We start from the raw sequence: 10,844 nt of genomic DNA on the forward strand, positions 1-10,844 counted from the left end.
GTCAGATCGGGCGGGTCAGCGCGCCGTAGAGCTCCGGCCGCCGGGTGTTGATCAGGCCGAACTCCAGCCAGTCGCGCCGCTGGTCCAGATCGAGGTCGGCGACGAGCACGGCGGGCCGGTCCCGCGGGGCGCGCAGCATCACGCGGCCGTAGGGGTCGGAGATGAACGACGAGCCGTAGAAGGTGATGAGCCCTTCCGCGCCGACCCGGTTGGGCACCACCATGAACAGGGCGTTGGCCAGCCCGTTGGCGGAGATGGCGTGCTCCCACATGGGCCGGGTGTCGAAGTGCGGCAGTTCCGGCTCCGAGCCGATCGCCGTCGGGTGGACCAGCACCTGGGCGCCCTCCAGCGCGTAGGTCCTGGCCAGCTCGGGGAACCACTCGTCCCAGCAGGTGGGGAAGCCGAACCTGGCGCCGCGGATCTCGGTCACGGGGAAGCCGGTGTCGCCGGGGCGGAAGCACAGGTCCTCGTGGTAGCCGGGGAAGCGCGGGATGTGCAGTTTGCGGGTGCGCGCCAGCAGGGCGCCGTCCGGGTCCACGCAGATCGCGGTGTTGTAGCCGAGGCCGCCGTCGGTGGCCCGCTCGTACAGGGAGGCGTGCACCACGACGCCCAGGTCCGCGGCCAGTTCGGTGGCGAGCGCGGTGGTGGGGCCGCCGGGCAGGTCCTCCATGTGGCGGGCGGCGTCCTGCGCCCGCGTCTTGTCGGCGGCGAAGTAGGGGCTGCGGGTGAGCTCGGGCAGGCAGACCACCTCGGCGCCGAGGCCGGCGGCCAGGCGTACCCCGGTGCGCAGGGCCTCGTCGTGGGCCCGTTCGTCGGGCTGCCAGCGCATCTGGACCAGGCCCACTCGCAGGAGCGTGCCGGGTTCCGTGCCGGGCCGGGCCGGTGAGCCGAGCGGCGAGCCGTAGGAGGTCAGTTCGACGTAGTTCACGAGGCCTGCCCGGCGGCCGGGATCTGCTGGGTGACGCAGTGCACGCCGCCACCGCCGTAGGCGATGACCGGGGTGCGCACGCCGACCACGGTGCGGCCGGGGAAGGCGCCGGCGATGACGGCCAGGGCCTTCTCGTCGGCCTCGGCCCCGGCGACGGGGACGACCACGCCGCCGTTGGCCACGTAGAAGTTCAGGTAGCCGACCTCGATCCGCTCTCCGGCCACCTCGGTGAACGCGCTCTGGGGCAGTTCGACGAGCTCGAACGATCTGCCCGCGGCGTCGGTGGAGGCCTCCAGGACCGCCTTGTTGGCGCGCATGCGGGCGTAGTCGGGGTGCCCGGGGTCGTCGGGGAGCTGGATGAGCACCTTGCCGGGGGCGGTGAACGCGGCGACGCCGTCCACGTGACCGTCGGTCTCCCGGTCCTCCAGCCCGCCGTACGGCAGCCAGATCACCTTGGTGACACCCAGCCTGGCCTTGAGCTCGTCCTCGATCTCGGCGCGGGTCAGGCCGGGGTTCCTGTTGGGGTGGAGCAGGCACTGCTCGGTGGTGATCAGCGTGCCTTCGCCGTCGACGGTGATCGCGCCGCCCTCAAGGATCATGCCGGACTCGACGCGGGTGACGCCGAGGCGCTCCAGGAGCAGGGCGGAGATCCTGTCGTCGTGGTCCCAGGGGTGGTGCTTGCCGCCCCAGGAGTTGAAGCGGAAGTCCACGCCGGCGCGGGAGCCGTCCGGGCCGAGCACGAAGATCGGGCCGGAGTCGCGCAGCCACGAGTCGTCGATCGGCAGCTCGACCACCTCGACCGTGTCGCCGCACTGCGCACGCGCCTGTTCTCCCTGGCCGGGCAGTGCCACCATCGTCACCGGCTCGAACCGCGCGACGGCGCGGGCCACCGCCGCGTACTCCTGCCGGGCGGAGGTGAGCACGTCGCCCCACAGTTCCTCCCGGGTCGGCCAGGCCATGAGGCAGCCGTCATGGACGGCCCATTCGGCGGGCATACGCATGGTCACTCCTGTCTGAAAATTCAGTCAGCCTTACGGAGTTGCTATAGTGCCCACCGACTGAAGATTCAGTCAAGGTGTCCCCGACCCTGCGACGTGAGGTGAAATGTCGTCCGATCGCCAGCGGCAGATCCTGGAAGCGGCCGTCCGCGTCATCGCCCACAGCGGCGTGCGCGGGCTACGGGTGGAAAAGCTGTCCGCCGAGGCCGGAGTGTCGACCGCGCTGATCTACTACCACTTCGGCGACCGGGCCGGGCTCATGCGCAAGACGCTGGAGTTCGTCAACGAGCGCGCCGGCCGCTACACGCACGAGGCCATGGAGATCGGCAAGGACCCGCGCGAGCAGCTCGAACTGCTCCTGCTCCTCGAACTGCAGGACACCCCCGCGGTCCGGGAGAACAGCGCGGCCTGGGGTGAGCTGCGGGCCAGCGCGGTCTTCAACCCCGACCTGCGCGAGCCGCTCAGCACCTCCACGCGCGGCTGGGTCGACGACCTCGCCGCCATGATCAGGCAGGCTCAGGCGGCCGGGCTGGCCGCCGCGCGGGCCGACCCGCTCGACGTGGCGGAACGGCTGACCGCCCTGGTCGAAGGCGTGAGCGAACGCTGGCTCAGCGGATCGATGACCCTGGAGCGCGCCCGCGAGCTGGTGGGGGGCGCCGTCATCGCGGAGCTCGGGGAAGCGTCGAGTCACGTTCGACCAGACGGGTCGGCAGGGCCCGCGTGACGGGGGCCGCGGCCCTGCCCTCCAGGAGGTCGGCGAGGAGCTCGGCTCCGTACCGGCCCATGAGGCGCGGGTTCAGGTCGATGGCCGTGATCGGCGGCTTGGCGCTCCAGAGGGAGGAGTGGTCGACGCACGAGGCGATGAGCATGTCTTCGGGTACCCGGATGCCGTGCCGTTCCGCCGCCTGGAGGATGCCGAGCGCGCCGCCCTCTGGCGCGCTGACGACGGCGTCGATCTCCGGGTGATCGTTCAGTAGCCGGTCGGCGGCCTGGTACCGGGACTCCGCCGAGTCGACGAAGGGAGTCTGGCTGATGAGCGGAGGCTGACCGCGCGCGGCGCACCAGTCGAGGTAGGCGGCGTGCACGTCGCTGCCGAACGCGGTGTCGCCCGCCAGGCCGAGCAGCCCGATCGTCGTGGCGCCCCGCCGCGCGAGGTGGCCGAGCAGTTCGTGAACGGCGGCGCGGTTGTCGGCCGTCACCACGCCGGCGAACCTGACCGGCGAGCCCAGGTCGCGCTCGCAGCTCACGATGGGCACGTCGAGCCCGGCCAGCGTGTCGAGCACGGGATCGGTGAGCATGGGGTCGACGACGATGAGGCCGTCCAGGAGATCGGCGGAGATCTTCTGCCGGGCGTCGGGCCTGATGGGCATCAGGGTCAGCGTGAGGTCACGGGCGAAGGCCGCGTCGGCGGCGCCGAGCGCGACGTTCATGTAGTAGTCGAGGCCGGAGGCCCGGTCGGGCAGGTACAGCCCGATGGCGCCGGTACGGCCCTGGCGCAGGCGGCGCGCGTTCGGGCTGGCGTGGTAACCGAGGCCGGCGGCCACGGCCACGACGCGGTCCCTGGTGGCGGCGGGCAGGCGGCCCTTGCCGTTGAGCGCGTCGGAGACGGTGGTGATCGAGACGGCGGCCGCCTTGGCCACGTCGCGGATCGTCACTCGCTTCGGCCTGCCCATGGTCGGAAATCTACCGCCTGGCCGGGACCCGAAAACTGAAAAAACGTTTCTGCAACGGCTCTTGAAGAAACGTTTTTTCGCGCACACACTGTGGCCTCTAGGCACCGGCGCCGCCCCAAGGAGGCCTCATGACGCAGGCGGAGCACCCGGCCATCGAGCGGCATTCGATCGACTGGATCCCCCTCTCGGAACGCCACGGCCGGCTGTCGAGCCTCGGCGCCATCTGGTTCGTCGGCAGCCTCAACCTCACCGGCTTCGCCACCGGCGTGGTCACCCTGTCCATGGGCGCCACGCTCGTCTGGACCGTCGTCGCCACCGTGCTCGGCTCCCTGTTCGGCACGTTCTTCATGGCCTTCCACTCGGCGCAGGGCCCGCAGCTCGGCCTGCCGCAGCTCGTGCAGTCCAGGCCGCAGTTCGGGTACGTGGGCGCGGCCCTCACCGTCTGGGTGTTCGCGCTGGTCAACTACATCGGCTACAACACCTCCGACGCCCTGCTGGCCGGGGACGCGATGCACTCGCTGTTCGGCCTGCCGGACTGGCTCGGGTACGTGCTCGCCGCCGCGGTCGCCACCGTGATCGCGCTACTCGGCCACGACTGGATCCACGCCGTCAACCGGTGGCTGACCTGGCCGTTCGTCGCCGTCATGGCCGCCATCACGGTCGCCGCGCTGCTCACCGGCGGCATCCGCGGCTCGGCATGGGAGGCGGGGCCGTTCGAGCCGACGACGTTCATGCTGGTCTTCGTCTTCGTGGCCGGGTTCCAGCTCGGCTGGGCGCCGTACGTCTCGGACTACTCCCGCTACCTGCGTCCCGATATTTCGGTACGTCGCACGTTCTGGTGGACGTACCTGCCGAGCGCGCTGTCCGGCATCTGGGTGTTCGTCCTGGGGGCGGCGGTCTCGGCCGCGGCGCCGAAGGGCGCCACGCCGGTGGCCGCGCTACGGCTGGCCGCCGACCGCCTGTTCTCCGGATTCGGCGCCGTCGCGGTCGGCGTCCTGCTCATCGGCCTGCTGTCGATCATGGCCATCAACCAGTACGGCGGCAGCCTCACCATGATCTCCATAGCCGACTCCTTCCGCCCGGTCAGGCCCACCCGCGAGATCCGGGTCGTAACGATCGGCATCATGCTCGTCAGCGTCGGCTCGATCGCCTCGTTCGTCGGCATCGACCAGTTCGCCTGGTTCTACGCCAACGTCGTGGTCCTCCTGACGTATCTGTTCATCCCGTGGACCGCCATCAACCTCGTGGACTACTTCTTCGTCCGCCGCGGCCGCTACGTGATCGCGGAGATCTTCAACCGCGACGGCATCTACGGGCGGTGGGCGTGGCGGGGCAACCTCGCCTACGTGATCGGCCTGGCCGCCATGACGCCCTTCATGGTCGTGGCGGGCCTGTACACCGGCCCCGTCGCCGCGCTCCTCGGCGGCGTCGACTACTCCCTGTTCGTCGGCCTGCCCGTCGCGGGCGGCTGCTATCTGCTCTTCGCGCGCAGCCTCGACCTGGCCACGGAGCGTGAAGAGGTCCACTGAGAAAGGAGTCACCCATGTCCGAGATCAGCAGACGTTCGATGCTGGCCCGTACGGGTCTCGCCGCGGCGGGTCTGGCGGCGGCGCAGGCACTCGGCGACGCCCCGGCCGCCTCCGCGGCGTCGGCCGCCGCCTGGCGGGTGCCCGGCGAGGAGACGGCGCACATCCGGACCTGGATGTCCTGGCCGTCGAGCACCACCATCTGGGGCAACCTCCTGTCCAGGATCCAGGCCGACATCGCCAAGCTCGCCAAGGAGATCGCCCGGCACGAACCGGTCACCATGTGTGCCAGCGGCTCCACGAACGCGGCGCGGGCCCGGACGCAGTGCGGCTCCACCGTCACGGTGATCAGCTCGGTTCCGGTCTCCGACTGCTGGATACGCGACACGGGCCCTATGTTCCGCGTCGACGGAGCCGGCGGCCGCGACACCATCGGCCTGAACTTCAACGCCTGGGGCGAGAACGCCACCCGATTCCTCGGCATCCCCGCCTCCGCCTACAACAACGACCGGCGTCTGGCGCAGAATCTGGCCGCGCACATCGGCCTGCCGTTCACCAGGGCCGGGGTGGTGGGTGAAGGCGGCGGGATCGAGTACGACGGCGACGGCACACTCATGGCGACGGAGAGCTGCTGGGTCAACTCCAATCGCAACCCCGGCAAGTCCAGAAGCCAGATCGAGGCGGAACTCCTGGCCCGCTTCGGCGCGACCAAGATGATCTGGCTGCCCGGCGTGCGGGGCCAGGACGTGACCGACGGCCACGTCGACGGCACCGCCCGCTACATCGGGCCGGGCGTCGTGATGGTCCAACTGGCCGGCGACGTACGCCCCGACGTGTGGACCGCCAATGCCCAGGCCATCCACGACGTCCTGGTGAACGCCACCGACGCCAGGGGACGCAGGCTCCGGGTCCTGACCATCGAGGGCCCCGACACGCTCCCCCGCATCCCGTCCGGCCAGCGGGACGAATTCCTCAGCTCCTACATGAACTGGACCTTGACCAACCAGGCGGTCGTCACCGCCCAGTTCGGCGACACCGCGAAGGACACGGCCGCCAGGAACGCGATCGCCGCGGCCTTCGGCAAGCCGGTGGTCATGCTCAACCTGGACAACCTCTACGGAAACGGCGGTGGCGGCGCGCACTGCGTCACCATGCAGGAACCCACCCCCTGACCCGGCCTTCGGGCGGGCACCCCCCAGGCTGCCCGCCCGTGCCGGTGGGCTCTGCCCGCTCCGTGCCCTATGGTGGATCTTGAGTGCGGGACCAGAAGACCACGACCGGAAGGCGGAATCCGGATATGCCAGACGCTCCACAGAACCGGCCCGCCCCGATGGATCTGCAGACCCACCGGCCGCACTCGGCGCGCGTCTACGACTACATCATGGGCGGCAAGGACAACTTCGCCGCCGACCGGGACACCGCGTCCAAGGTGCTGACCAACTGGCCGGGGCTGCGTACCTCGATGCTCGCCAACCGCGCCTGCATGCACCGGATGGCCCGTTACCTGGCCGACGCGGGCGTCCAGCAGTTCGTCGACATCGGCACCGGCATCCCGTCCTCCCCGAACCTGCACGAGGTCGTCCAGGAGAGCGCGCCCGAGGCGCGGATCGTCTATGTCGACAACGACCTCATCGTGCTGACCCACGCGAGAGCCCTGCTGGCGGGTACTCCCGAGGGCCGCATCGCCTACATCCAGGCCGACATGCGCTCCCCCGAGGCGCTCCTCGGCGACCCCACCCTGCACGAGGTGATCGACCTCACCCGCCCGGTGGCCCTGACGGTGATCGCCATGCTCCAGTTCGTGGAGGACGCCCAGGGCCTGGTGGAGGCCCTGATCGCCCCGCTTCCCGCCGGCAGCTACCTGGCCGTCACCATCCCCACCGCCGACCTGGCTCCGGAGTCCGAGCAACTGGCCCGCGAGTACACCAGCAGCGGCATCCCCATGTACCTGCGCACCCGCGCCGAGGTGGAACGCCTGTTCACCGGCCTCGACCTCCTGGACCCGGGCGTCGTCCCGATGCCTCGCTGGCGCCCGGCCCCGGGTGACCGGCCTCTCCCGGACACCGCCACCAACATGTACGCCGCGGTGGGCCGCAAGCCATAGCTACACCGCGTCGTCGACGACCGCGACGGCGTCGACTTCGAGCAGGTACTCCGGCCTGGACAGCGCGGCGACCCCCACCAGCGTGTCCGCCGGCTTGTGGTCGCCGAACAGCGCGACCCTGCCCTCCTCGATCTGCGCGAGGTGCTCACGCCGGTACCCGGCGACGAAGATCGTCAGCTTCGTCACCTGGTCGGGGCGGGCGCCCGCGGCGGCGAGCGCGTGCCCGATGTTGGCGAACACCTGGCGCGCCTGGGCCGTCATGTCCCCGGGCCCGACGAGATCGCCCGCCCCGTCCTCGGCCACCTGACCGGCTATGAAGACCATCCGCGTGCCGGTGGCGACGACGACGTGGCTGTAGGTCTCCGGCGGGTCCAGTTCGCCGGGATTGATGGACTCCAATGCCATGGGGGCACCCTCTCCATAGGAAGCGCCGGCGGGGTCACGGGCGGCGGCCGGCGTAGTGGTGGATGATCAGGGCCGCGATGAAGCCGATGCAGACGATTCCGGCGATCAGGCCCGCGACCTGGGCTGGACCGCCGATGGAGCCGCCGATGGTGTTGATGGCCGCGAACACGAGGAAGCCGATCCACAGGAGCACACGGCGGCGCGGGTCGTTCATGCCGGCCAGTCTAGAAAGCTCCGTCCGGCCCGGAGAATGCCGCAGCCTGCCGGGCCGGTGGTAGTGCAGGGGGGAAGGGACGTCACAGGGCCTCCACCCCCGGCAGGACCGTGGCGCGGAAGGCGGCGTCGAGCTCGGCGGGTGTGGCGGTGATCTCCTCGTCCACCCACCTGCGCAACAACGTCATGAACGCCCCCGCCACACAGCTCACCACCAGCTCGGACACCTCCCCCGTCCTGGCCTCCAGCTCCGCGCGGATCATCCGGCCCAGCATCTTCTCGCCCCGCGCCACCACCACCCCGCCGCCGCGCCTGCCGAGCAGCGCCTTCACCAGCCGCCGCTGCTCGTGCACGTGCTCGAACATCGGCAGGCTGAAGGCGAACAACGGCCCGTCAGCGCCCGGCTCGGCACGCAGGAAGGTCAGCGCCTCCAGATTGCTGAACAGCACGTCCTGCTTGTCGGTGAAGTGCGCGTAGAACGTGGAGCGGCCCACGTCGGCCCGGTCGATGATGTCGGTGACCGTCACCGCGTCGTACCCCTTCTCCAGCGTCAGCTCCACCAGCGCCCCCTGGATGGCCTGCCGCGTGCGCCGTACCCTCCGGTCCAAAGTCCCTCCTTGTGTTCAGTACGGCACAGCCGGGCAGAACTGTTTGTTGCCCCGGCAACACCGACAGACAGACTATTCATTACAGAACACCCTGTTCGACATCGGAGGCGATGATGGGCTTGGGCAAGCTTCTGCACCGGCACGAAGAGCACGCCGACCACGGCGGCACGATCGACCGTCCGCGGGCCTACGGCATCGGCGCCACCCTAGGATTCCTGGGCCGGCGCCGCGAGGTCTTCACCCGCCTGGCCACCAGGTCCGGGGTGCGGACCGGCGACCGGGTCCTCGACGTGGGCTGCGGCACCGGCTACCTGACCAGGATCGTCGCCCCGATCGCGGCCGAGGTCACCGGCGTGGACCCCTCGCCGCCCATGGTGGAACACGCCCGCTCGCGCGCCCCGCGCAACTGCGCCTACCTGGTGGGCGAGGCGCAGGCGCTGGCCCTGCCTGACGCCTCGTTCGACGTGGTCATGTCCACGCTCGCCGTCCACCACATCCCGGCCGATCTGCGCGGCGCCGCCGTACGGGAGATATTCCGGGTGCTGCGTCCCGGCGGACGGCTGCTCATCGCCGAGTTCCGGCCGCCGACCGGACGGCTGGCCGGGCGGCTCACGCAACTGCTCACCGGGCCCGCCATGCGCCACAGTCCGCGCGACCTCCTCGGCGACCTGATCCCCGGCGCGGGCTTCCAGGTCGAGGGGGAGGGCGAGCTCAGCCCGATGATCTACTACGTCACCGCGGCGCGCCCCAAATAGGGTCAGGGCCCGGCAGCTGGGCGATCCGCCGACCCCGGACCCGCACCCGCCCCGTTCTCGATCGCGCCGACAGGGCCACGTTCATGGCCGGGCGTTCTCCAGGCGGGCCACGGCCTCGACCATTTGGGGGAAGGTGTCGATGAACGCGTCGACGCGATGGGCGGCGAAGTCGGCGCGCCGCCTGACGCCGCTTTGCATGCAGGCGATGAAGCGCAGGCCGGCGCCGTTGGCGGCGTGGGCGTCGCCGGGTGAGTCGCCGACGTACAGGCAGTGGTGGGGGTCGAGCCCGGTGGCGGCGAGGAGTTCGTCGAAGGCGCGGGCGTCGGGTTTGCCGTAGCGCATGTTGCCCGCGTGGTAGACGGCGGCGAGGCGGCCCGTCAGCGCGTGGTCCGGGGCCAGCAGGTGCTCCACCTCGGCTTCCGTGCGTGAGGTCAGGAGCATGAGGCTGCGGCCCGCGGCGGCGAGCGCGTCGAGGGCCTGGAGGTTCTCCTGTGCCACGACGTCCAGCCGCCCGGCCGCCACATACCGCCGGAGCACGGCCGGGTACGCGGCGGCGAAGGCCTCGACGTCGATGCCGGGCGAGCGCAGCGGCATCGCCTCCAGCAGCGGCTGCCCCCACGTGGACAGGTGCACGTCCCGGGACATCGGCTCCCGGCCGATACACGCCAGGACCTCGTTCTCGAGCTCGAAGCACGCCGCCTCGGTGAGGCAGAGCGTGTCGTCCACATCGATCACCACGGCGCGGATCATCCCGTAAGGATACGGAAGCCGGGCAACAGCCTTACGCCTCGCGGACCTGGGCGTCATCGGGCAGGCGGCCGGGGTCGTTCGCCGCGACCGACATCGACGACACCGTCATCCTGGCCCTGTTCTTCGCCCAGAGCAGCGGGCGGAAGGCCGCGGCGCGCATCGTGGCCGGGCGGCACCTGGGCTTTCTCGGAATCCTGGTCGTGGCGGGGGCGGCCGCGTTCGCCACCCGGCCGCTGATCGCCAGGACCCTCAGCCGGTGGGGGTACATCGTGCCGCCGATCGTCCTGATCGGCATCGGCCTGCTGATCCTCGTCGGGGCGGCGCCTTTTGATCCAGATATTGACGACCTGGCGGGCAGGGGTTAACGTCGCATGTAATTAAAAGGAAACTTTCCTAAGAGTTTCTGAGCCTCTCTTCATCCCACCCCCCAAGCACCGGATGTCGGAGCAGTATGAAGCATCGCAAAACACTCGCAGTCCTGGCGGCCTTACTCTTGCCACTCGGCGCAGCGGTGGTCGCCCCGCCCATGGCCTTCAGTGCCAGCAGCACCCAGGTCGCCTTCGCCGACTGGGCCCCGTGGACCGCGTACACCGCGGGCACCCGGGTCACCTACAACGGCGTCGAGTACGAATGCCGCCAGAGCCACACCTCCCAGCCCGGCTGGGAGCCGCCCAACGTCGCGGCCCTGTGGAAGACCACCGGCGGCGGTGGCACCGACACGCAGGCGCCCACCGTGCCGGGCAACGCCCGCTCGACCGGCGTCACCGCCAGCAGCGTCTCCCTCGCCTGGAACGCCTCCACGGACAACGTCGGCGTCACCGGCTACGAGATCTACCGAGGCGGCACCCTGGTCACCACCGTGACCGGAACCACCCACACCGACA

15 protein-coding genes are annotated in these 10,844 nt (G+C 70.6%); 7 read left to right on the forward strand and 8 right to left on the reverse strand.

The genetic code is table 11. The features are described 5' to 3' along the window. Position 1: 1 nt before the first annotated feature. Both ACIBHY_RS49230 and ACIBHY_RS49235 read right to left on the reverse strand, forming a co-directional pair. Positions 2 to 928, reverse strand: coding sequence for a nitrilase-related carbon-nitrogen hydrolase (locus ACIBHY_RS49230; RefSeq protein ID WP_397310413.1), 927 nt, complete (start codon positions 926 to 928; stop codon positions 2 to 4). Continuing rightward, positions 925 to 1,929: an agmatine/peptidylarginine deiminase gene (locus ACIBHY_RS49235; protein WP_397249036.1), complete on the reverse strand. Its 1,005-nt coding sequence runs from the start codon at positions 1,927 to 1,929 to the stop codon at positions 925 to 927. The genes ACIBHY_RS49230 and ACIBHY_RS49235 overlap by 4 nt, the downstream gene beginning before the upstream one ends. A 103-nt stretch (positions 1,930 to 2,032) precedes the next feature. Here ACIBHY_RS49235 and ACIBHY_RS49240 point away from each other — a divergent pair, with 103 nt between their 5' ends. Next, complete coding sequence (locus ACIBHY_RS49240; protein WP_397249034.1) at positions 2,033 to 2,650, forward strand: TetR/AcrR family transcriptional regulator; 618 nt, start codon at positions 2,033 to 2,035, stop codon at positions 2,648 to 2,650. On the opposite strand, the gene ACIBHY_RS49245 is transcribed toward ACIBHY_RS49240, so the two are convergent. After that, positions 2,586 to 3,599: a LacI family DNA-binding transcriptional regulator gene (locus ACIBHY_RS49245; protein ID WP_397249032.1), complete on the reverse strand. Its 1,014-nt coding sequence runs from the start codon at positions 3,597 to 3,599 to the stop codon at positions 2,586 to 2,588. The genes ACIBHY_RS49240 and ACIBHY_RS49245 overlap by 65 nt on opposite strands. Positions 3,600 to 3,727: 128 nt before the next feature. Between ACIBHY_RS49245 and ACIBHY_RS49250 the strand changes: the two genes are divergently transcribed. The 3 genes from ACIBHY_RS49250 (at position 3,728) to ACIBHY_RS49260 (ending at position 7,229) form a co-directional block, all read left to right on the forward strand. Beyond that, positions 3,728 to 5,128 carry a purine-cytosine permease family protein gene (locus ACIBHY_RS49250; RefSeq protein WP_397310414.1) on the forward strand — a complete coding sequence of 467 codons (1,401 nt, stop codon included), beginning with the start codon at positions 3,728 to 3,730 and terminating at the stop codon, positions 5,126 to 5,128. A gap of 14 nt (positions 5,129 to 5,142) precedes the next feature. After that, positions 5,143 to 6,297, forward strand: a complete 1,155-nt coding sequence (locus ACIBHY_RS49255) for an agmatine/peptidylarginine deiminase (RefSeq protein WP_397249028.1) — start codon at positions 5,143 to 5,145, stop codon at positions 6,295 to 6,297. Between the two features lie 125 nt (positions 6,298 to 6,422). Then, complete coding sequence (locus tag ACIBHY_RS49260; protein ID WP_397249026.1) at positions 6,423 to 7,229, forward strand: SAM-dependent methyltransferase; 807 nt, start codon at positions 6,423 to 6,425, stop codon at positions 7,227 to 7,229. On the opposite strand, the gene ACIBHY_RS49265 is transcribed toward ACIBHY_RS49260, so the two are convergent. The 3 genes from ACIBHY_RS49265 to ACIBHY_RS49275 all read right to left on the reverse strand — a co-directional run bounded on the left by ACIBHY_RS49265 (position 7,230) and on the right by ACIBHY_RS49275 (position 8,455). Further along, positions 7,230 to 7,634, reverse strand: coding sequence for a RidA family protein (locus ACIBHY_RS49265; RefSeq protein WP_397249024.1), 405 nt, complete (start codon positions 7,632 to 7,634; stop codon positions 7,230 to 7,232). Positions 7,635 to 7,668: 34 nt separating this feature from the next. Beyond that, positions 7,669 to 7,848: a hypothetical protein gene (locus tag ACIBHY_RS49270; protein WP_397249022.1), complete on the reverse strand. Its 180-nt coding sequence runs from the start codon at positions 7,846 to 7,848 to the stop codon at positions 7,669 to 7,671. Between the two features lie 82 nt (positions 7,849 to 7,930). After that, positions 7,931 to 8,455 (reverse strand): TetR/AcrR family transcriptional regulator, encoded by a 525-nt coding sequence (locus tag ACIBHY_RS49275; RefSeq protein ID WP_397249020.1) that lies wholly within the window; start codon positions 8,453 to 8,455, stop codon positions 7,931 to 7,933. 119 nt (positions 8,456 to 8,574) lie between these two features. Between ACIBHY_RS49275 and ACIBHY_RS49280 the strand changes: the two genes are divergently transcribed. Next, entirely contained in the window at positions 8,575 to 9,210 is a 636-nt protein-coding gene (locus tag ACIBHY_RS49280; protein ID WP_397310415.1) for a class I SAM-dependent methyltransferase, read from the forward strand. Between the two features lie 81 nt (positions 9,211 to 9,291). Here the strand turns inward: ACIBHY_RS49280 and ACIBHY_RS49285 are convergent, their stop codons facing one another. Together ACIBHY_RS49285 and ACIBHY_RS49290 are read right to left on the reverse strand one after the other, a co-directional pair. Next, on the reverse strand, positions 9,292 to 9,960 hold the full coding sequence (locus tag ACIBHY_RS49285; RefSeq protein WP_397310416.1) for an HAD family hydrolase: 669 nt from the start codon (positions 9,958 to 9,960) through the stop codon (positions 9,292 to 9,294). 31 nt (positions 9,961 to 9,991) lie between these two features. Further along, on the reverse strand, positions 9,992 to 10,120 hold the full coding sequence (locus ACIBHY_RS49290) for a hypothetical protein (protein WP_397310417.1): 129 nt from the start codon (positions 10,118 to 10,120) through the stop codon (positions 9,992 to 9,994). Position 10,121: 1 nt separating this feature from the next. On the opposite strand from ACIBHY_RS49290, the gene ACIBHY_RS49295 reads away from it, so the two are divergent. Together ACIBHY_RS49295 and ACIBHY_RS49300 are read left to right on the forward strand one after the other, a co-directional pair. Then, positions 10,122 to 10,325 carry a hypothetical protein gene (locus tag ACIBHY_RS49295; protein ID WP_397310418.1) on the forward strand — a complete coding sequence of 68 codons (204 nt, stop codon included), beginning with the start codon at positions 10,122 to 10,124 and terminating at the stop codon, positions 10,323 to 10,325. 161 nt (positions 10,326 to 10,486) lie between these two features. Further along, positions 10,487 to 10,844: carbohydrate-binding protein (locus ACIBHY_RS49300; protein ID WP_397310419.1), on the forward strand; the 358-nt coding region annotated here is incomplete at its 3' end.

It is taken from the genome of Nonomuraea sp. NPDC050547, assembly GCF_044457345.1.
In the GTDB taxonomy this organism is placed as follows: domain Bacteria; phylum Actinomycetota; class Actinomycetes; order Streptosporangiales; family Streptosporangiaceae; genus Nonomuraea.